We start from the raw sequence: 22451 nt of genomic DNA, 5'->3' as shown, positions 1-22451 counted from the left end.
CGTCAGTACGGACCCGAGAAAGGTGGCGGATGTACCTGCCCTTTCGCGGGCAAGCGCGCTCCTACAGGGGATTACGTTTCAGCAGGGAAGTCGCGTACAGTCAGCAAGGTCCCACGACAGTCGGATGACCTCCCGACCTCGCAGCATCAGCGGTATCGCTATCGTCCCCCGCCCAGATCAATGAACGAACCGGTCGAATATGACGCCTTGTCCGACAGCAGCCACAGAATCGCTTCTGCCACTTCAGCGGCCAGACCGCCACGGCCCATGGGGATGGTCGGTTCCAGCTTGCTGACGCGATGGGGATCGCCGCTGAGGGCGTGGAATTCGGTAAAGATGTAACCGGGGCGCACGGCGTTGACTCGCACCCCCTCGCCTGCCACTTCCTTGGCCAGCCCGACGGTGAAAGTGTCCAGCGCGCCCTTGGACGCCGCGTAGTCGACGTACTCGCCAGGTGATCCGAGCCGGGCGGCCACGGACGAGACGTTGACAATGCTGCCGCCGCGCCCGCCATGGCGGGGCAACATGCGCAGCAGTGCGTGCTTGCTGCAGAGCATGGGCCCGACGACGTAGCTCATCATGATCTTCAACAGGCGAAACTCGGACATCGTGTCGAGCCGCGAGGCTTCGCCCACCGTGCCGGCGTTGTTGACCAGCGCGGTGATCGGGCCCATTTCGGAATCGACCCGGGCAAACAGACGAATGATCTCGTCCTCGTTGCTGACGTCGGCCTGCACCGCGATGGCATAACCGCCCGCCTCGCGAATCTGCCCGCACAGCCGTTCCGCCGAGGCGTGATCGGACAGATAGTTGATGCACACGCGATAACCCTGCGCCGCTGCCAGAACTGCCGTGGCGGCACCGATACCCCGGGAGCCGCCTGTAATGAGCAGATTTTTATCCATAAATGTTCCCAGTCGATCAATGCGTGGAGGTGGGATTGGCGTTGACACTCAATCGGTGATTTCGCTGAGACGGCGGGCGGCTTCGATGTCCGCCATGAACCGCTCCGCCGGCAGCGGATAACCCAGCAGGTTACCCTGCAAGGCGTCGCAGCCCAGCCGCGTCAGCAAACTCTGTTGGCGGGCGGTTTCGACACCTTCGGCGACGATGCGCAGGTTCAGCGCCTGACCCAGCGCAACGATGGCCGACACAATGGCCGCATCGTCGCCGTCGTGCTCCAGATCGCGCACGAAACCGCGATCGATCTTCAATTCGTTGGCCGGCAGGCGTTTGAGGTACATCAGGCTGGAGTAGCCAGTGCCGAAGTCGTCAATGGACAGGTCCACGTCCATGTCCGAGAGCTTCCGCAGCACGGTCATGCTCGCGTCGGCGTCGCTCATGGCGGTGGTTTCGGTGATTTCCAGGGTCAGGCAGTTGGCCGGCAGCCCGTGGGTCGCCAACGCGTCTGCGACCGTCTCGACCAGCCCGACATGGCTGAATTGCAACGCCGACAGGTTCACCGCCATGCGCCAGTCGGTGTTGCCGGCGTCGTACCAGCGCTTCATCTGCTGGCAGGCCTCGCTCATCACCCACTCGCCGATAGGAATGATCAACCCGGTTTTTTCCGCCAGGCCGATGAATTGCTCCGGCATCAGCAGCCCGAGCTGCGGATGATTCCAGCGCACCAGCGCTTCGGCGCCCACCGGCCGGTGTGAGCTTGCGCAGAACTTGGGCTGATAATGCAGGCAGAATTGCCCGTCGCGCAGCGCAAGCCGCAGGTCCTGCAACAGCTGCAGCTTATTGCGCGCGTTGGTGTTCATTGAGGCATCGAAAAAGCTGTAGCCGTTCTTGCCGGCGTTCTTGGCGTGGTACATGGCGGCGTCGGCGTTCATCAGCAATTCCTGCTGGGTACGGCCGTTGCCCGGATACAGGCTGATACCGACGCTCACCGTCACCTGCAGATTATGTTCCTGCACGCTGTACGGCTGGCTTACCAGCGAGACCTGCCGCGAGGCCACGCTGACCGCTTCTTCGGCATCGTCGAGTTCCACGAGCAACACGAATTCATCACCGCCGATGCGCGCCAGGGTGTCGTGGCGGTGGAAGTTCTCGCGCAATCGCATGGCCACTGCGCGCAAGAGCTGATCGCCGACGTGATGGCCGAAGGCATCGTTCACCGGTTTGAAGCCGTCCAGATCCAGAAACATCAGGGCGAACATACCGCCCTGGGCGTCGACCTTGCGCATGGCCTGATCGATACGATCGGCCAGCAGAATGCGGTTGGGAAGCCCGGTCAGATTGTCGTGCTGGGCCAGTTGCGTGAGCTCGCGATTGGCTTCTTTCAACGACAACGACAGTTGGGCGGTGCGCGCCGCCATGCGCGCGTCAAGCACCGACGTGACCAGGGTGATACCCAGTACCGTCAGGCTGGTGACCAGTACCAGCTTGTCCAGACCGTCGGTGTGCAGGCCGGTGGGAAGCGCGCCACAGAAACTGCCCGGTGGAAAGTTGGCGGCAGTCATGGCGGTGTAATGCATGCCAAGGATCGCGAACCCCATGACGACCGCCGCGCCGCCGCGGGCCAGGCGGACGTAGGGGGTTTCCTTGCGCAGCCGCACGGCGATGGCCAGCGCTGCGGCGGACGCGGTGACGGCAATCAGCACCGACAGGCCGACCAGGTTGGGGTCGTAGTCAATGCCCGGCTGCATGCGCATCGCCGCCATGCCGGTGTAATGCATGGCACTGCTGCCCAGGCCCATGACCAATGCGCCGACCAGAATATTCGACAACGGGACCTGGTCGTGGCTGACCAGCCACAGCGCGAAACCCGAGGAAAGGATAGTGATCAGCAGCGAGAGCAGTGTCAGCGGGATGTCGTACGCCAGTTGGATGGGCAGCGTGAACGCAAGCATGCCGATGAAGTGCATGGACCAGATGCCGACGCCCATGGACAGCGCGCCGCCGCACACCCACACCATCCTCGCGCGACCGCGGGCAGAGGCAATGCGCCCGGCCAGATCAAGGGTCGTGTAAGACGCGAGAATCGCCACAAGGACTGAAATCAGAACCAGCGGATAGGTGTAATGGCCGATCAACATGGGCTGGCCCTTGGCTCAACGGAGTGCGGCCTTTCAGACCTGATGAATTCGGCGGCGATTGTACCGAAATTCCACTGAAAGTCCCGTCACTCCGTCGCAAAGGTGGCACATCGCTAGTTAACCGGGTTAACGATCGGACACCTCAGGGCCCGGTGTCAGGCCGGTCGCAGCATCCCAACCGCCGCCCAACGCGGCAATCAACTGGGCGCTGGCGACCAACCGGCTTTCCAGCACATTCAGCACACTGCGTTCGTTGCTCAGCGCGGTGGTCTGTACGTTCACCACGTCCAGGTAGCCAATCAGCCCGGCTTTGTACTGGTTGTTGGTCAGGCGCAGGGAGTCACGCGCCGATTGCAGCGCTTCATCGCGCACCCCGGACTCCTGCTCATACACGCGCAGCTGGGCCATGTAGTCCTCGACTTCCTTGAAGCCGTCGAGCACGGTCTGGCGGTACTGCGCAACGGTCTGGTCATAGACCGCTTCGGTGCGGTCCACTTCGGCAGCGCGCTGCCCGCCATCGAACAGGGTCATCGCCAGTTGCGGGCCGACCGACCAGAAGCGGTTGGGCAAGGAGATCCAGTTGCTGAGGGTACTGCTGCTGTAACCGCCGCTCATGCTCAGGGTCAGGTCCGGGTAATACGCGGCCTTTGCCACGCCGATATTGGCATTGGCGGTCATCACCGAACGCTCGGCGGCGGCGATGTCCGGGCGGCGTTCGAGCAATTGAGACGGCAGCTGCGCCGGGATCTGCGGCACGGCCGGAATCGACGTGGTCGGCGCGAGGCTGAAGTCCGCCGGGGCCTGCCCCATCAGCACGGCAATGGCGTTTTCGAACTGGGCGCGCTGCCATTGCAGATCGATCAGGTCAGCCTGGGTGCTCTTGAGTTGCGTCTGCGCCTGGGCAGTGGCATCGCGGCCGGAAATCCCGGCGCGGTACTGGTTCTGCGTCATGGTCAGCGAGCGCTGATAGGCATCGACGGTCGCTTCCAGCAAACGCTTTTGCTCATCGATCACCCGCAGTTGCAGGTAGTTCTGCACCAGTTGCGATTGCAGGCTCAGGCGCATCGACGCCAGATCGGCGAGGCTCGCCTGGGCGCTGGCCTTGTCGGCTTCCAGCCCGCGGCGCAACTTGCCCCACACGTCGGCTTCCCAACTGACGCCCAATTGCGCGTTGTAGGTGTCACGGATGCCGCTGCTGGAACTGCTCAGGCTGGAACTGCTGCTGCCGGTGCCCTGGCTCGAGCGGTTCTTGCTGGTGGTCAGGTCCAGCGTCGGGAAGAACGCGCCCCGCGCACTGCGCACCAGGGCGGCAGCCTGCCGGTACTGCGCCTCGTACTGCGCCACCGTCTGGTTGGACGTATTGAGTTTTTCCACCAGCGCGTTGAGCTGGGCGTCGCCGTAGATTTCCCACCACGCGCCGCGCGCCATCGCATCGCTCGGGTTGGCCTGGGTCCAGCCTTCGGCCTGCTTGAAGTGCGCCGGCGTCGGCATGTCCGGCGTCTTGTAATCCGGGCCGACGGCGCAGGCACTGAGCAGCAGCGCGCACAAGGCAACGCCGAAGGTCCTGTGAAACGGCAACGTCCGCTGTGGGCCAGGGGCTTTCATCGAGTCGTTCATAGCGGAGTGTCCAGGGCAGCATCCGTCTGCACACCGCGCCATGTGTTGAAACGATGGCGCAGACGGTCGAGATAAAGGTAAACCACGGGGGTGGTGTACAGCGTGAGGATCTGGCTGAGGATCAGGCCGCCGATGATGGTCAGGCCCAGCGGTCGACGCATTTCCGCCCCTTCGGCGCTGCTCAGCAGCAAGGGCACGGCGCCGAGGATTGCCGCCAGCGTGGTCATCAGAATCGGCCGCAGGCGCTGCAGGCAGGCATTGCGAATCGATTCCACCGGGGTCATGCCACCCTGACGCTCAAGCTGCAAGGCGAGGTCGATCATCAGAATCGCGTTCTTCTTGACCACGCCGATCAGCAGGAACAGACCCAACAACGAGATCAGGCTGAACTGCCCGCCGGTAAGGTAGATGCTCAACAGCGCGCCGACCCCTGCCGAGGGCAGCGTCGAAAGAATGGTCAGCGGGTGGATGTAGCTTTCGTAGAGAATGCCCAGCACCAGGTACACCGCCACCAGCGCGCCGAGGATCATCCATGGCTGGCTCTTCTGGGTGGCGGCGAAGGCGTCGGAGGTGCCGGCCATCTTGGCGATCACGTCCTCGGGCAGGCCCACCGCCGCGACGGCGCGCTCGATGGCTGCGTTGGCCTGGTCGAGGGTGACGCCGTCGGACAGGTCAAAGGAGATGTTTTCCGAGGCGAACTGGCCGTCGTGGCTGACCCTGTCGTCTTCCAGACTGCGCTCGTAACGGGCAATGGTCGACAGCGGCACCCGCGCGCCATCGGCGGTGATCACCTGGACCTGCTCCAGGGTGGTCGGGTCGAGGGCGTATTTCGGGTTGACCTCCATGACCACCTGGTACTGGTTCAGCGGGTCATAAATGGTCGACACCTGACGCTGGCTGTAGGCGTTGTTCAGCACGGTGGTGACCATGTTCATGTCGATGCCCAGGCGCTTGGCCGCGTCGCGATCGACAATCAACGTCACCTGCTGGGTGCCGCCGCCATCGTTGGCATCGATGGCGGTCAGCTCCTTGAGCGACTTCAGTGCAGCGACCACCTTCGGGTACCACAGGCGCAGGGTTTCCAGGTCGCCGCTTTGCAGGATGTACTGGTATTGCGAGGTGGTCTGCTCCCGGCCGCCGCCCAGTTGCAGGTCCTGGTCGGGCTGCAGGAACAAGCGCCCGCCGGGCACCAGCGGCATTTCCTTGCGCAGCCGCTCGACCACCTCCATGGCGCCGATGTTGCGCTCCTTGATCGGCTTCAGGCGCACGATGATGAACGCATTGCCGGTGCCGCCGTTGCCGCCGATGAAACCCGCGACGCTCTCCACGGCCGGGTCCTTGAGAATCGCGGCGCGGAACGTGTCCATCTTCGGCTGCATCACCGAGAACGACAGGCCGTCATCGCCCCGCACAAACCCCATCAGCTGGCCGGTGTCCTGCTGCGGCAGGAAGGTCTTTGGCACCACGACATACAGCGCGATGTTGCCGACGATGGTCAACAGCAGCGTCAGCAGGGTCAGGCGCCGATGACGCAGCACCCAGCGCAGGCTGCGATCGTAACCGGCGACCATGCGGTCATTGACCCGCTGGCTCCAGCGCTGCAGACGGTTTTCCGAGCCCGGCACGTGGGGGTTGAGCCAGCGCGCGCAGAGCATCGGCGTCAAGGTCAGTGAAACCACCAGCGAGACGACGATGGACACCGACAACGTGATGGAAAACTCGCGGAACAGGCTCTCCACCAGCCCGCCCATGAACAGAATCGAGACGAACACCGCCACCAGCGACACGTTCATCGACAGCAGCGTGAAGCCGACTTCCCTGGCGCCCAGATAAGCCGCCTCCATGGGCGGCACGCCCTTGTCGATGTGCCGGGAAATGTTCTCCAGCACCACAATGGCATCGTCGACCACCAGTCCGGTGGCGAGAATCAACGCCATCAGCGACAGGTTGTTCAGCGAAAACCCGTACAGGTACATGATCGCGAAGGTGCCCACCAGCGAGACCGGCACGGCCAGGGTCGGGATCAGCGAAGCGCGGAAATTCCCGAGAAACAGGAACACCACCAGAATCACCAGCACCACCGCGATCAGCAGCGTCATCTCCGCCTCGTGCAGGGTGGCCTTGATCACCGGCGAGCGGTCCATGGCCAGGTCGAGCTTGACGCTGGCCGGAAGCACCGCCTGTAACGCCGGCAACTGCGCCTTGATCGCCGCCACGGTTTCGATGATGTTGGCGCCCGCCTGACGGTTGATTACCAGTAGCACCGCTGCCTTGTCATTGAAGAAGCCGCTGTTGTAGCGGTCTTCCACCGAATCCTTGACCCTGGCCACGTCTTTGAGCCGCAACGCCGCGCCGTTGGCGTAATGGATGATCAGCGATTCGTAATCCTTGGCCTTCTCCAACTGATCGTTGGCCTGCACCTGCCAGTTGTGCTCGCTGTTCTCCACCGAGCCTTTCGGCCGGCGCACGTTGGCATTGGAAATGGTGGTGCGCACCTCATCCAGCGACACGCCGTACTGAGACAGTAGCTTGGGCTCCAGTTCCACGCGCACGGCAGGCAGCGAACTGCCACCGATCTGCACCTCGCCGACGCCGTTCACCTGGGACAGGCTCTGGGACAGAATTGTCGACGCCATGTCGTACAGCTCGCCCTTCTCCAGCACGTCGGAGGTCAGCGACAGCACCATGATCGGCGCCTGGGACGGGTTGACCTTCTTGTAGGTCGGCATGCTGCGCATTCCGCTGGGCAGCAGGCTGCGCGATGCGTTGATGGCTGCCTGCACTTCGCGCGCAGCACCGTTGATGTCGCGGTCCATGTCGAACTGCAGAATGATCCGGGTCGAGCCCTGACTCGAACGGCTGCTCATGGTGTTGACCCCGGCGATCACCCCGAGGGAGCGCTCCAGCGGCGTCGCCACGCTCGACGCCATGATTTCCGGGCTGGCGCCAGGCAACGAGGCGCTGACCACGATCACCGGAAAATCCATGTTCGGCAGCGGCGACACCGGCAGCAGACCGAAGCTCATCCCGCCCAGCAGCATGATTGCCAGGCTCAGGAGCATGGTCGCTACGGGGCGTTTGATGAAGGGCCCGGACAGATTCATGGGCGGGAGCTCCAGGCGGCAAGCTTCAAGCGGCAATTGAACGCACCCGCCCCGACCTGCGGGGTGCTGCTTCTAGCTTGAGGCTTAACGCTTGAAGCTTGCAGCTGGCCGGTCATACCGCCACCTCGGTGTTCTCTTTGCGCTGAAACCGGCGCCCCAATCGATCGAAATACAGATAGATGACCGGCGTGGTGAACAGCGTCAGGACCTGGCTGACCAGCAAGCCGCCGACCATCACCAAGCCCAATGGCTGGCGCAGTTCGGCGCCGGAGCCTGACGCGAACATCAGCGGGATCGCGCCGAACAGCGCCGCCAGGGTGGTCATGAGAATGGGTCGGAAGCGCAGCAGCGCCGCTTCGTAGATAGCGGTCTCAGGGGCGATGCCGCGGTTGCGCTCAGCGTCGAGAGCGAAGTCGATCATCATGATCGCGTTTTTCTTGACGATACCGATCAGCAGGATGATGCCGATGATGGCGATCATGCCCAGATCGTTGCCGCTGATGATCAGCGCCAGCAGCGCACCGATGGCCGCCGATGGCAGGGTCGACAAAATGGTGATCGGGTGGATGTAGCTCTCGTAGAGCACGCCCAGCACGATGTACATGGTGATCACCGCCGCCAGCACCAGCAACAGCGTGCTCGACAGCGAGGCCTGGAAGGCTTCGGCCGCGCCCTGGAATTGCGTCTGCACGCCGATCGGCATGCCGATGTCTTTCTGCACCTGCTCGATGACTTCCACCGCCTTGCCCAGCGCAACGCCGGGGGCCAGGTTGAACGACATCATTACCGCCGGGAACTGCCCGATGTGCGCGATCGCCAGCTGCGCCTGCCGCTGTTCGACCCGGCCCAGGCTCGACAGCTTGACCTGCCCGCCATCGGCGGTCTTGACGTGAATCTGCTCCAGCGCTTCGGGCCCCAGCTCACTGCGCGAGTCGGCCTGCAATACCACGCGGTACTGACTGGCCTGGGTGTAGATGGTGGAAATCTGCCGCTGGCCGAAAGCGTCATACAGCGCATCGGTGATGTTGGCGACGGTCACGCCCAGCCGACTGGCGGCGTCGCGGTCGATGTTGAGGAACACCTGCAGACCCTTGTCCTGCAGGTCGCTGGCGACATCGGTCAGCTCCGGTCGCTGAGCCAGCGCCTCCACCAGTTTGCCGCTCCACAGATTGAGCAGGTCGGCGTCCGGCGATGACATGCTGAACTGGTACTGGGTGCGGCTGACCCGGTCTTCGATGGTCAGGTCCTGCACCGGCTGCATGAACAGGCGGATGTCCGACAGCTGATCGACCTCGGGCTGCAGACGCTGAATCACTTCGGACGCCGTGACATCACGTTCGCTATGGGGTTTGAGGTTGATCAGCATGCGCCCGCTGTTGAGGGTCGCGTTGTCGCCGTCGACGCCGATGTAGGACGAGAGACTGGCAACCGCAGGGTCCTTGAGGATGATTTTCGCCAGGGCCTGCTGACGCTGGCTCATGGAGGCGAACGACACCGACTGCGGCGCTTCGGAAATGCCCTGAATCACGCCGGTGTCCTGCACCGGAAAGAAGCCCTTGGGCACGGCCAGGTAAAGCAGCACCGTGATCCCCAGGGTGGCGATGGCGACCAGCAGGGTCAGCGGCTGATGCTTGAGCACCCACTGCAACTTGCGTCCGTAGGCGGCCACCAGCCAGTCGATCCACGCGCCGCTGGCCCGGTAAAAACGGCCCTGCTCTTCTTCCTTCGGCTCACGTTTGAGCAAGCGCGCGCACATCATCGGCGTCAGGGTGAGGGACACCACGAGGGAAATCAGGATCGCCACCGCGAGGGTAATGGCGAACTCTCGGAACAACCGCCCGACCACGTCGGCCATGAACAACAGCGGAATGAGCACGGCAATCAGCGAAATGGTCAGTGAGATCAGCGTGAAACCAATCTGCCGCGCGCCCTTGAGCGCCGCCTGCAACGGCGTCTCGCCCTCCTCCAGGTGCCGGGAAATGTTCTCCAGCATGACGATGGCGTCATCCACCACGAAACCGGTGGCAATGGTCATCGCCATCAAGGTCAGGTTGTTGACCGAAAAACCGGCCAGGTACATCACGCCGAAGGTGCCGATCAGCGACAGCGGCACGGCCACCGAGGGAATGATCGTCGCGCTGAAGCGCCGCAGAAACAGGAAGGTCACCAGGACCACCAGCACGATGGAAATCATCAGCTCGTGCTGGACGTCGCTGACCGAGGCGCGGATCGTCTGGGTGCGGTCGGTGAGTACAGTGACGTCGAGGCCGGCGGGCAGGTTCTGGGTGATGCTGGGCAGCAGCGCCTTGATCCGGTCGACCACGTCGATCACGTTGGCGCCCGGCTGACGCTGGATGTTCAGCAGCACGGCCTGGTTTTCATTGGCCCAGGCCGCAAGGCGATCGTTTTCGGCGCCGTCGACGATCTCGGCGACATCCTTGAGCCGCAGCGGGCCGCCGTTTTTGTACGCCAGAATCAGGTTGGCGTATTCCTCGGGGGATTTGAGCTGGTCGTTGGCGTCGAGCATCGACACCCGCGTCGGGCCGTCGAAATTACCCTTGGGCGTGTTTACGTTGGAAGCGCTGACCAGCGTGCGCACGTCGGCCAGATTCAGGCCGTTGGCCGCCAGTGCGTCGGCATTGACCTTGATCCGCACCGCCTGACGCTGGCCGCCGGCGATAGTGACCATGCCCACTCCGCTGATCTGCGCGATCTTCTGCGCCATGCGTGTGTCGACCAGATCATTGAGCTTGGGCAGCAGCATGGTTTTGGACGTAATCGCCAGCGTCAGCACCGGTGTGTCGGCCGGGTTGACCTTGTTATACGTAGGGGGCGCCGGCAGGTCGCTCGGCAGCAGGTTGGTGGCACCGTTGATCGCCGCCTGCACTTCCTGCTCGGCGACGTCCATGTTGAGGTCGAGGCTGAAACGCAGGGTGATGACCGAGGCGCCGCCGGAGCTGGTCGAGGCCATCTGGGTCAGGCCCGGCATCTGCCCGAACTGGCGCTCGAGGGGCGCGGTCACGGCACTGGTCATCACTTGCGGACTCGCGCCCGGGTAAAGCGTCATCACCCGAATGGTCGGGTAATCCACCTGCGGCAACGCCGACACCGGCAGCAGCGTGTACGCGATCAGGCCGGCCAGCACGATGGCCAGCATGCTCAGCGTGGTGGCGACCGGCCTGAGGATGAACAGGCGTGACAGGTTCATACGTTGCCTTTCTTCGCGGTCTCGGCACCCGCTGACTCACCGGGCTCCTTCGATGGCTTGCCCTGCAATTGCTGGCCGGGCGTGGCCGGAACGTCTTTGCTGTCGTTGACCACGTCCACCGCGCTGCCGTCTTTCAGGCGGTCGGTCCCTTCGAGCACCACGCGGTCGCCGGCCGCCAGACCTTCGGTAATCACCGTCGAGTTCTCGTCGCTTGGCCCGGTTTTAAGCTGGCGAATACGCACGGTCTTGTCGCCGTCCATCACGTACACGAACGTGCCGTTGACGCCGAACTGCACCGAGGCCGACGGCACCAGCACCACGTTTTTCAGGGTGTTGGCGAGCAGGCGCGCATTGACGAACTGATTGGGGAACAGCGCTTCGTTGTCGTTATCGAACCGCGCCTTGAATTTCAGAGTGCCGGTGGTGATATCGATCTGGTTGTCGATGCTGGCGAGCACGCCGGTGGCCTGCAGCTTCAAGTCCCCGCGGTCCCACGCCTCAACCGGCAGCTTGCTGCCGCTGCGGTAGCGGGCAAGCACCTCGGCGAGGTCCTTTTCCGGCAGGGTGAAGTTGACGGTGATTGGCTTGGTCTGGGTGATCACCACCAACGGGTTGGTGTCATTGGCGGCCACGAGATTGCCGACGTCCAGCTGGCGCAGGCCGATGCGGCCCGAGATCGGCGCACGAATCTGCGAGAACTCCAGGTTGAGCTTTGCGTCGCCCACTGCGGCCTGATTGGTCTTGATGGTGCCCTGGTACTGACCGACCAGGGATTCTGCGGTGTCCAGGGTTTGCTTGGCGATGCTGTCTTCTTTGTACAGGCCCCGATAACGCTGTACGTCGAGTTGAGCATTCTTGAGCAGCGCCTGGTTCTGCATCAGCGTGCCTTCAGCCTGTTGCAGGGCGATCTGGTAGCTGCGCGGGTCGATCACCGCCAGCAGATCGCCGGCCTTGACCTGCTGGCCTTCCTGGAAATTGATCTTCATCAATTCCCCCGCTACCCGGCTGCGCACGTTGATCGTGTTCAGCGCGGTCACGGTGCCGAGGGCTTTGTAGTAGATGGGGAAGTCACCGGTATTCGCTACGGCGACCCTCACCGGTACCGGGGCGGTCGAGCCGCCGAATCCGGGACGCTTGGCCACCGCCTTGCCGTTGCCGCCGCTGCGGCCTGCACTGGCCTGGGCCTGATCACCTTTCTGCGCCGTGGTGTTCGGCTGCGACGCGGATCCCGGCCAGAAGCGCCAGCACAGGCCAGCGACGATCAACAGAACCAACAGGCTTATCAGCCAGCGACGGGAATTACGGGGGCCAGACGATTGCATGAATAAATCAACCAGTGTGCGCGTGAGCGTCTTCGGGAGGCTGAACAATAAGCATAGATACCGGCCAAGCAAAGGGCCTTTACCGGCAATTTACCTAGTGCTTACTTTGGATAAGGTGCTGACATACAAATAAAAAACGGCCTGAGGGAGTCAGGCCGCCTGGATGTTGCCGGGTTATGCCGTCGACTGATGGCAATACGCCGTTTGCGAGCTTACTTCAATACGGCCAGCGCCGCGTCGTAGTTCGGCTCTTGACCGATCTCCGGTACCAGTTCGCTGTGCAGCACCGTGTCGTTTTCGTCCAGCACGACCACGGCACGGGTGGTCAGACCCACCATCGACCCGTCCGCGATGGCAACGCCGTAGTCCTGCATGAACTGCGCGCCGCGCATGGTCGACAGGTTCTTCACGTTTTCCAGACCTTCGGCACCGCAGAAGCGCGCCTGGGCGAACGGCAGGTCGGCGGAGATACACAGCACCACGGCGTTGTTGAGCTCGTTGGCCTGGGCGTTGAATTTACGGATGGAGGTGGCGCAGGTCGGGGTATCGACGCTCGGGAAAATGTTCAGCACCTTGCGCTTGCCGGCGAAGGTTTCAAGGGTGGCGTCGGACAGATCGGCCGCCACCAGCTTGAAGGCCGGCGCCTTGCTGCCGACGGTTGGCAGTTCGCCGCTGATCTGTACCGGGGAGCCTTTACGAGTCACTTGTGGCATGAGCTGAGTCCTTGTTTGAGTGGCATGAAAGCTCGGAAGTTAACCATGAAAAAGCGTGGCAACCTACCGCCAGAAACGATTTTGTTGTCAGGAAACGGGGTGCATTACCGGTTTGTCCATCAGCCCCGGACGCGAGCATACGTCCACCACCCAATCGACGAATACCCTCACCCGCCGTGACGTCTGACGGTGTGCCGGGTACAGCGCGGTCAAAGGCAATAGCGGTTGCTCGACATCGCCCAGCACTTCGATCAGCTCGCGACGACGCAATAACTCGGCGACGTGGTAGTACGGCGTCTGTACCAGTCCGTATCCCGCGCAGCACGCGGCGAGGTAGCCATCGGCGCTGTTGGTCGCCAGGGCTTTGGGCAGGTCCGGCGCCTGGGTCCGACCATCGATGACGAACTCGATCCCATAGCGCTTGTTCGTGGTCGAGGAAAAGTATTCGATGATCCGGTGGTGCTGCAGATCGGCCAGACACTGCGGCGTGCCCCTGCGTTGCAGATAACCCGGACTGGCGCACACCACCTGGCGCATCTGAGCGAGCGGTCGCGCCACCAGCGAATGATCGAGGGGCTGCCCGCCACGGATCACGCAGTCGTAGCCCTCCCGGATCAAGTCCACCGGCCGGTCATTCATGCCCACTTCCATTTCCAGCCGGGGATACCGCTCGGTGAACTCCGGCAGCAGCGGCATAATGATCAGCCGACCGATGCCCGACGGCATGTCGATGCGCAGCAACCCTTCCGGGTCCCTGGCCACCGAGGAAAACACCGATTCGGCCGCTGCCAGTTCGTTCAGCACGTTGACGCAACGGTGGTAATAGGCTTGACCGTCCGCCGTTGGAGTCACCTGCCGCGTGGTGCGCATCAACAATTGCACACCGAGCTGAGCCTCCAGCTGCTTGATCAAAATGGTCACCGACGCCCGGGGCATGTGCAGGCTGTCGGCGGCCCTGGCGAAACCGCCCAGCTCGACGATGCGCGTGAAGGCGCGCATCGCATTGAATTTATCCATGGTTAGTCACGGTTCCGCTGAGAGATTGTTTAGAAATAACCAATAGTGAAAGCACTTTTAGCCGGTTTATCCCGACGCTGTCGAGGCGCAAGAATGGTGATCCTCTTGATCGACAAGGCATCCATCATGCAAACGCGTCAACTTGGCAAAAATGGACCGCAGGTCTCGGCTATGGGCCTGGGCTGCATGGGCATGACTGACTTCTACACGACGGGCAACAACGCCGACGAAGCCATCGCCACCCTTCACCGGGCGCTGGAGCTGGGCGTCACCCTGCTCGACACCGCTGATATGTACGGGCCCCACACCAACGAAGAACTGCTGGGCAAGGCGCTGGCCGGCAAGCGTGACCAGGTGTTCATCGCCAGCAAGTTCGGCATCGTGCGCACACCAGGTGACGCCGGCGCACGCGGGGTCAATGGCAGTCCCGAATACATCCGCGCCGCGATCGATGGCACGTTGCAGCGTCTGAAAATCGACACCCTGGACCTTTACTACCAACACCGCATCGATCCGGGCGTAGCGATCGAAGAGTCGGTTGGCGCCATGGCCGAGCTGGTCAAGGCGGGCAAGGTGCGTTTTCTCGGTTTGAGTGAAGCGTCGGCCAGTACCCTCGAACGGGCGCACAAGGTGCATCCCATTGCCGCCTTGCAGACCGAATACTCCCTGTGGAGCCGCGACCCGGAAGAAAACGGCGTACTCGACACCTGCCGCCGTCTGGGCATCGCGTTCGTGCCGTACAGCCCGTTGGGACGCGGTTTTCTGACTGGCGCACTGAAAAGCCCGGACGACTTCGCTGCCGATGACTATCGCCGCAGCAGCCCAAGGTTCCAGGGCGAGAACTTCGCCAAAAACCTGCTGCTGGTGCAGAAGGTGGAACAACTGGCGGCCGCTAAAGGCATCACTGCCGGCCAACTGGCGTTGGCCTGGGTGCTCGCTCAGGGCAATGACGTCATTCCGATTCCTGGCACCAAGCAACGCAAATACCTGGAGGAGAACGTCGCTGCCCTGGACGTAACCCTCGAAGCGGCGGAATTACAGGCGCTGAAAGACCTGTTTCCGGTAAACGCTGTCGCAGGTGGCCGTTATCCCGATGCGGCGATGAAGCTGGTCAACGGGTGAGGCGGGTTGCTCGACAGCCGCTCAAATGGCGGCTGTTGAGTGGCTTCCTGGAACCGGCTGGTTGGCGGATACGCTTTCCCGCGAGCAAGCCGGCTTCCCACGACTCAGGTCGGCCGCGTGGGATCAAAAATCCCGCTTGTAGAAGATATCCAGCGAACTCGCCACGCCGCCCGCGACCTCCAGGTACACCTTTTTGCTCAGCAGATAGCGCAAGGTCAGCGTATTGGCCGGTTCGAACACCCCCACGCCGTAACGCAGGCTGAGCTTGTCGGTGATCTTGCCGCTGGCGACCACGGCGGTCTTGTCCCCGCTGCCCGAGGTGTCCAGATCGAAATCCTGAATCCCCAGCCCGGACGCCAGCTTGCCCGCCGTCGATGAACCGCCGGCCAGGCCCAGTGCCAGCGCCGCTTGGGCGACCATGTTGCTGTCTTCGCCGTTGGTGCTCAGCGGGCGACCCAGCACCAGATAGGACAGCGCCTGTTCCTGACTCATGGCCGGTTCGGAGAACACCGTGGTGGTCGGTTGCTCGGCGCTGCCGCTCAGGCGAATGCCGGCAATCACGTCGTCGGTCTGGCGAATGGCTTCGATGTCCAGATACGGCTGATCGACCGGCCCGGCGAACAACAGGCGAGCCTTGCGAATGGTCAGGCGCTGGCCGTAAGCGCGGTAGCGGCCGTCGTTGAGATTCAGCTCGCCGCGCGTGTCCATGTTGTCGCCGATGTGCACGTGCCCGACGAGATTGGCGGTCAAGCCAAAGCCGCTGAAACTCAAGGTTTCCTGGCCCACTTCGACGTTCACGTCCATGGCGATGGCCAGCGGGGTTTTGCCCTGTTTGGTCTGCTGGCCGACGATCACCGTGTCATCAGAGACTTTCACGGTAGAGGGCGGTAGCTGGCGCACGGTGATCTCGCCTTTCGGGATCAAGACCTTGCCCGACACCGCGAGCCGGTCGCCCTGCAGTGTGATCTTCAGGTCCGGCGCGGCCTCAAGCTTGGCGTAAGGCTCAACGGTGATCGGCAGGTGCGTGCCCTTCAGGGCAACGTCGACATCCAGCGCATCGGCCCAGGCCACATGCCCGCCAATGCTGCCCTGGCCCGCCGGGCCGCTGCGCCAGTTGCCGGTCAGATCAACGCGCTCGCCGGCGATCAGTGCCTGCACGTTGAGTTTCTCAAGACTCACCGGCAATTCGGGACCGGACACTTCAGCATCGTTGAGCGTGACAGTGCCGTTCACCTGGGGCGCCAGCAGGCTGCCGGAGATCCGCCCGCTGCCGTTGAGTTTGCCGTTGAGCTTTTCCACCATTGGCACGAAGGGCCGTGCGACCGACACATCCAGGCCGCGCAGAGTAAAGTCGCCGGTTACAGGCTTGCTCCTGGCGATGGGGTCGATGCTCAACCGGGCCAGCAACTCGCCGAGCTTGCCGCCCCGAAAATCGAGGCTGGTGTCGACTTTCTTCGGTGTCAGGCTGCTGGTCAGCTTCAGCGTGTCGTAAGGGAAGTCCAGCCACTGGTTCTTGTCCTTGACCCGCAGTGTTCCGCCACTGGCGTCGATGACCACCTGACCATTGGGGCCGGCAGCAGGCACGTCCAGCTGGATGTCCGCATTCAATGCGCCCCTCCAGGCGAAATCCTTGGGCAGCCATTGCGCCAGACTGTCCAGCGGGAAGCGCTTGAGGTGATAGCGCAGCCGTGGCTCCGGCAGCAGACGCTGGTCTTCGCCGCACAGGCTCGCAGGACCCGATACCCAGCAATGGGCACCGAAGTTGACCTTGCCGTCAGCCAGGCGCTCCAGCTTGGCCGGCTGTTGCAGCTTCCAGTCCTGCCCGCCGCTCTGGATGTCGCCGCTGGCCAGACGCCCGCGCCAGTTGCCTTTGTCCAGATTGCCATCCAGCGCGAGGGCCAGTTTGAGCAGCGGCCCCTGTAGGTCGAGTTTCACCTGCTGGCGTTTGATGTCGCCCTGGCCGTTGACGGTCAGCGCGCCCAGTGCGGTGTCGCCGGCTCGAATGCCGGTGGTCTTCAGGTCAACCGTCGCGCGCTGGGTGTTGTCGAGTTTCGCCGCCAGGGAGAGGGTTTGCAGCGTGTTTGCCTGAAAAGCCAGTTGGGTTCCCGTCAAGGCCAGTTGGCCTTGGGGCGCCTGGACCGTGCCGGCAACGTCGACGCGTCCTTTCATCTGGCCTTGCAAACCGGGCCACAGTTGACCCAGTCGAGCAAGATTGATGTCCAGTTGTCCGGCGATTTTCTGCTGGAGGCTGCCGGTGCCTTGAATCCGGTTGTCGCCCAGACGAATGTCCAGAGCGTTGAGACTCCATTTGTTGTCGGCGCCATCGGCCTTGGCCTGCAACACCGCAGGCTGGCCGCGCAGGCGCCCCTTCAGATCCAGATCGGCGTTCAGCGTCAGTTGTTCATTGCGCATCGAGCCCTTGCTGCGCAGCGGACCGGCCAGGGAGCCCGGCAATTCCGCGACCCAGTAAGCGGGATCGATGGCGCTGAGATCCAGTGCCGTGTCCCAGGCGATGCCATCGGCAAATTGCAGGTTGAGGTGACCGCTTGCCTTGCCCTGCCCGGCTGCCAGCTCAAGTTGAGGCAGGAAGATCTCCTGCAGATCACCGCTGAACGGGCTTTGAAGAGTGAACGGGCCGGCCGGGCCTTTGAAGTCGCCGGCGAAATGGCCGAGGTACTTGCCGTCGGTGTAGGACACCTCGCCGGTGAACGTATGCACGCTGACCTGCGGCTCGTCGATCAAGGGGTACAAGCGATGCCAGGGGAAGTCGAGCCAGTCAATCTTCGCATCGGCGCGCAGGCCCTGCTGCCAGTCCACCTTGCCACTTGCCTTGAGGCGCTGGTTGTCACTCGCCGTCAGGTCCAGGGCCGCAATGTCCGCGCCCTTGGCATCGACCCGGCCTTGTAATGCCAGCGCCACCGGGCCTTTTTCAGCGGGGAGGCTGGCGCTGCCGGTGATGGCGTAGCCCTGGGCGAGATCGCCCTTCGCGTTGAGAATCAGCTGATTGAGCTGCAGCGTGTCCGGCAGATCAGCGCTCGGCTTGAAGTTGTCGCTGGTGATGGCGATGTCTGCCGGCAGGTTCTCCACCAGCGGTTGCAACTGTCCCACGAGGCTCGCGTCGAGGTAGCCCTTGCTCTGCGCGTTCAGCTTCAATGTCTTGAGCAGGTCCCCTTGAATGTTCAGCGCCATGGACAGCGGCTGACCACTGACGTCTGGCAGCTTCAACTGCCCCTCAGCGGTCAGCGGCCAGTCACCCTCGGGTTTGAGCAGGCCCGACAGATCAAGCGCGATGTCATCGCGACCGGCGTGGAGCGAGTCAATCTTCAGCCCGTCAGCGGTCCAGTGGGCTGCCAGCTGCAGGTCGCGAACCTGTTCGGTGCCGTCCAGGTGCAGGCTGCCGATCTGTACGCGACCCAGCTGCAACGCCAGCGGCAGCTTGAGGTCCGGCAGCGTGATCGGGCCGCTGGCAGCCGCGTCGCTGGAGGGTGCAAATTGCAGCCTGATGTCGCCTGTCTGCAGGTTGTCGATGCACAGCGTCATGCGCGCCAGGCACGCCGGTGACCAGTCGAATATCGGTGCGTCCACTTCGACCTTGCTCTGGCCTTGCTGCCAGATCAGGTGATCCGCCTGCCATGCGCCGCCAAGGCGACCGGAAAACCCTTCGACCGAGAGGCCCGGAACAAGACCGAGGGCCCAACGGCTGCCGCTTTGCGTGCCGAGAAGAATGCTCGCCGTCAGCACCAGCAAAATGATCAGCGACAGCAGCGTAATCGCCGTTATGGCCGCTGCACGTTTCAACAAAGCCACATTCGTCACAGTTCAGGTCCCATCGAGAAGTGCAGACGAATGCCGCCGTCTTCATCCAGTGCGTGGGCGAGGTCAAGGCGCAGCGGCCCGACCGGCGATACCCAGCGCACGCCAATGCCGACGCCGGTCTTCAGGCTGGGCAAGTCCAGCGAATTGAACGAGTTGCCCTGATCGACAAACGCGGCCACGCGCCATTTTTCGGCGATGGAGTATTGGTACTCGGCGCTGCCGGCGATCATGTAACGGCCGCCGATCTTGTCGCCTTCGGAGTTTTCCGGAGACAGCGATTGATAGTCATACCCGCGCACACTCTGGTCGCCACCGGCGAAAAAGCGCAGGGATGGCGGGATCGATTTGTAGCCGTTGGTGGCACTGCCACCGACCTGCACCCGCCCAAGGAAACGGTGATTCTGCGCCACGGTGGTCAGCCCTTTGAGCATCACCGTGCCGTGCACGAGGTTGGCGTCCGAGCCCAGTCCTTCCTTGGCGACCTGGGTGTCGAACTGCAGACGGTAGCCATTGTGCGGGTCGATGCGGTTATCGCTGCGCAGGTACGAATAGCTGACGCCGGGCATGAGCAAGGTGCTGAGGCCTGCGTCGTTGCCCAGCCGGTATTCTTCGCGCTGCCATTTCAACGAAATCACCCGCTCCCAGCCGCTGGGCAGTTTGCTGTGCCATTCGGGCCCGACGGTCAGCAGTTTGCTGAGGCTGTCGGTGTCGGCGATTTCTTCGTATTGATAGCCGCCGGCGAAGCGCAGTTTGTCGGTCAGCGGCGGGTCCAGCGGGATGTCGTAGAACAGGCCGACGTTTTGCCGAGGGGCGGAGATCTCGGCTTCAGCGCCATAACTGTGGCCTTGGGGATTGACCCAGTGCCGCGTCCAGTTGGCTTTTACCCGCGGGCCGACGTCGGTCGAATAGCCGACGCCCAGCCCCATGGTCCGCGGTTTTCGGGTCTGCAACTGCACGTCGACCGGAATGACCTGGGCCTGGGCGTCGGTGGGCGATGCATTGACCCGCACGCCTTCGAAATAGCCGCTCGACTGCATGGCCTGGTTGAGCTCGGCGATCAGTTCGGAGTCGTAGGGCGTGTCCTGTTTGAACGGCACCATGCGCCGCAGCAGGTCTTCATCGAATGGCGCGTCGCCGCTGAAGGTCACTTTGCCAAGGGAGAAGCGCGGCCCGCTGTCGTAGACCAGTTCGATGTCGGCGACACCGGCGCGCGGATCAACGGACAGGCGCTGGGTCACGAACCGGCCATTGAAGAAGCCGTAGCGGGCGGCCTGGGTTTCGATGAGGTGCTTGGCGTCCTCATAGACGCCATGATTGAGCACTGCGCCGGGTTTCAGGGCGTCACCCATCGGCACCCGAAAGCGTCTGAGCTGGGCCGCCTGCCCGGTCACACGAATGGACACATTGCGCAGGTGCACAGGCTCGCCGGCCTTGACCTTCAGCAGCAGTTGCAGGTTGTTGTCGATGTGGCGGACTTCGCTGTCAATCTGCGCCTGATAGTACCCAAGGGCCTGAGCGGCCTTTTGCGCCTGCTCGACGGCCCCCACGCTGAAGCGTTCGAGCGCCGGCTCGTCGCGCTCGCCGAGGCTTCCCACATACCCTTCGATGTTGGATTTGAGCGCGGCATTGGACGGCTTGATCCGGACTTCCAACTGCGCATCGGCAAACGCCGTGCAGCTGGACAACATCAGGAGAAAGCCACTGGTGTATCGATGGGGAAACTTCATAGGCGCGAATGCTACACGAGCGACGCGGGCTGCTGAAACCCGCTCAAATTGGGAAGCTTGCGTAGCTCAAGCCACAGAGCCCAATGAAACCTGGGGGTTTGGGCGGAAAAATATGCGTTCTCGGACGGGTCCTACTTCCACTTCGCCGATTTCTTGATAACCGTGTCGATTGTAGAAATCCAGATAATGGCCATTTCCCGTGTCGAGGACGATGCCTTCCGAGTTTTTATCCTGACCGCACCAGTCATGCAACGCCAGAAGCAACTGCTCACCATAATGCTGGCCCTGAAAATCAGGATGGACGCCGAGCAGCGGAAGCACATGAACCGCTTCCGACGGCGCACAGGCCAGCACGTCATGGTAATACTCCAGGTAGCGCTGGGTCCCGCGCAGGCCGGTGCTTATCAACATGCGAATCCGCCAGGCCCAGCTTTCGGTAATGCCCAGCCGCCGCTGGGGAGGTGCAATCAGCGCAACGCCGACCAGACGGTCCGCCATGAACAGCCCCAACGCCGGCAAGTCCTGAAGAAAGTGCTGTTTGACCAGCGCACGGATGGTCGCCTTGACCCGGTGCTCGTAGCCGGAGCGGCCGGATTCGAACAGGTACGCGAAACTCGGCTCCTGACGGTAGGCGAGGTACAGCAGCGAGCGGGTTTCGCGGGAGTAGCCGCTGTCGAGCTGACGGATCTGCGCCGTTTCGCTAGGCAGTTCAGGCATGGTGTTCGTCCTTTTGATGAGCCCCGGGGCGGCCCCTCGGGTGCGCTCTGGGTGGTGGTCTTCAAGGCTTCGAGTCGCCGCCCGCCAGCGCAGTTCCCACGACTTGGCCGCCGACTCCAAATGCGCGCAGCCCAACCGCTGTCTCACAGAGCGCCTCTGACGCTGGCCGTCGCCGGACAGGTCGGCTAGCATCGCCGTTTGTTTTTGCCAGGACCGCCGCCCATGAAACTTGTGTCTTTTAATATCAACGGCCTTCGCGCCCGACCCCATCAACTGGCGGCGTTGATCGAGAAGCATCAGCCCGACGTCATTGGCCTGCAGGAAACCAAGGTCTCCGACGAGCAGTTTCCCCAGGCCGATATCGAAGCGCTGGGTTACCACGTGCACTTCCACGGCCAGAAAGGTCACTACGGCGTTGCCCTGCTCTCGCGTCAGCCGCCGCTGTCGATTCACAAGGGCTTCGACAACGACGATGAAGACGCCCAGCGCCGTTTCATCTGGGGCACCTTCGCCGATCGCAACGGCAATCCGGTGACGGTCATGAATGGCTATTTCCCACAGGGCGAGAGCCGCGATCACCCGACCAAATTCCCGGCCAAGCTGCGCTTCTACGCGGACCTGCAGAATCTGCTGGAAACGAAATTCAGTAATGACCAGCCGCTGGTGGTGATGGGTGACGTCAATATTTCCCCGGAGGACAGCGACATCGGCATTGGCGCCGACAACGCCAAGCGCTGGCTGAAAACCGGCAAGTGCAGCTTTCTCCCGGAAGAGCGCGAGTGGCTCGGCAAACTCAAGAACTGGGGCCTGGTGGACAGCTTCCGCCATCTGTACCCGGAAGTGGTCGATCAGTTCAGCTGGTTCGACTACCGCAGTCGTGGCTTTGAAGACGAGCCCAAGCGTGGCCTGCGCATCGACCTGATCCTCGCGTCCCACGGCCTGCAACCGCGCATCAAGGCAGCGGGCGTGGATTACCATTTGCGGTCGATGGACAAGCCTTCCGACCACGCGCCGATCTGGCTTGAGCTGGAATAACCGATCCATTGA

13 protein-coding genes are annotated in these 22451 nt (G+C 62.8%); 2 read left to right on the top strand and 11 right to left on the bottom strand.

Annotation, left to right across the window (positions count from 1 at the left end):
- Window positions 1–158: 158 nt before the first annotated feature.
- The 8 genes from ACYAR8_RS05940 to ACYAR8_RS05905 form a co-directional block, all read right to left on the bottom strand.
- Entirely contained in the window at window positions 159–905 is a 747-nt protein-coding gene (locus ACYAR8_RS05940) for an SDR family oxidoreductase (RefSeq protein ID WP_463579350.1), read from the bottom strand.
- A gap of 48 nt (window positions 906–953) precedes the next feature.
- Window positions 954–3041, bottom strand: a complete 2088-nt coding sequence (locus ACYAR8_RS05935; RefSeq protein WP_463579349.1) for a putative bifunctional diguanylate cyclase/phosphodiesterase — start codon at window positions 3039–3041, stop codon at window positions 954–956.
- 126 nt (window positions 3042–3167) lie between these two features.
- Window positions 3168–4646 (bottom strand): efflux transporter outer membrane subunit, encoded by a 1479-nt coding sequence (locus tag ACYAR8_RS05930; protein WP_463579355.1) that lies wholly within the window; start codon window positions 4644–4646, stop codon window positions 3168–3170.
- An 8-nt stretch (window positions 4647–4654) separates the two neighbouring features.
- Complete coding sequence (locus tag ACYAR8_RS05925; RefSeq protein ID WP_463579348.1) at window positions 4655–7762, bottom strand: efflux RND transporter permease subunit; 3108 nt, start codon at window positions 7760–7762, stop codon at window positions 4655–4657.
- A gap of 112 nt (window positions 7763–7874) precedes the next feature.
- Window positions 7875–10970, bottom strand: coding sequence for an MdtB/MuxB family multidrug efflux RND transporter permease subunit (locus ACYAR8_RS05920; protein WP_463579347.1), 3096 nt, complete (start codon window positions 10968–10970; stop codon window positions 7875–7877).
- The gene (locus ACYAR8_RS05915) at window positions 10967–12307 is read right to left on the bottom strand and encodes an MdtA/MuxA family multidrug efflux RND transporter periplasmic adaptor subunit (RefSeq protein ID WP_463579354.1); all 1341 of its coding nucleotides are present in this window, start codon (window positions 12305–12307) and stop codon (window positions 10967–10969) included. Before ACYAR8_RS05915 ends, ACYAR8_RS05920 begins: the two co-directional genes overlap by 4 nt.
- A gap of 197 nt (window positions 12308–12504) precedes the next feature.
- On the bottom strand, window positions 12505–13005 hold the full coding sequence (gene tpx, locus ACYAR8_RS05910) for a thiol peroxidase (protein ID WP_074883275.1): 501 nt from the start codon (window positions 13003–13005) through the stop codon (window positions 12505–12507).
- 87 nt (window positions 13006–13092) lie between these two features.
- A complete protein-coding gene (locus tag ACYAR8_RS05905) occupies window positions 13093–14022 on the bottom strand; it encodes a LysR family transcriptional regulator (protein ID WP_463579346.1) in 930 nt (309 codons plus the stop codon).
- Between the two features lie 126 nt (window positions 14023–14148).
- Between ACYAR8_RS05905 and ACYAR8_RS05900 the strand changes: the two genes are divergently transcribed.
- Complete coding sequence (locus tag ACYAR8_RS05900) at window positions 14149–15144, top strand: aldo/keto reductase (protein ID WP_463579345.1); 996 nt, start codon at window positions 14149–14151, stop codon at window positions 15142–15144.
- Window positions 15145–15267: 123 nt separating this feature from the next.
- Here ACYAR8_RS05900 and ACYAR8_RS05895 read toward each other — a convergent pair whose 3' ends face one another.
- The 3 genes from ACYAR8_RS05895 to ACYAR8_RS05885 form a co-directional block, all read right to left on the bottom strand.
- A complete protein-coding gene (locus ACYAR8_RS05895; RefSeq protein WP_463579353.1) occupies window positions 15268–18942 on the bottom strand; it encodes a translocation/assembly module TamB domain-containing protein in 3675 nt (1224 codons plus the stop codon).
- Window positions 18943–18956: 14 nt separating this feature from the next.
- Complete coding sequence (locus ACYAR8_RS05890; RefSeq protein WP_463579344.1) at window positions 18957–20687, bottom strand: autotransporter assembly complex protein TamA; 1731 nt, start codon at window positions 20685–20687, stop codon at window positions 18957–18959.
- Between the two features lie 66 nt (window positions 20688–20753).
- Window positions 20754–21404 (bottom strand): GNAT family N-acetyltransferase, encoded by a 651-nt coding sequence (locus ACYAR8_RS05885; RefSeq protein WP_463579343.1) that lies wholly within the window; start codon window positions 21402–21404, stop codon window positions 20754–20756.
- A gap of 222 nt (window positions 21405–21626) precedes the next feature.
- On the opposite strand from ACYAR8_RS05885, the gene xthA reads away from it, so the two are divergent.
- A complete protein-coding gene (gene xthA / locus ACYAR8_RS05880; protein WP_108119321.1) occupies window positions 21627–22439 on the top strand; it encodes an exodeoxyribonuclease III in 813 nt (270 codons plus the stop codon).
- Window positions 22440–22451 lie beyond the last annotated feature (12 nt).

It is taken from the genome of Pseudomonas sp. HP_01 (assembly GCF_055284355.1).
This window is presented reverse-complemented; position numbering and strand designations above follow the sequence as displayed.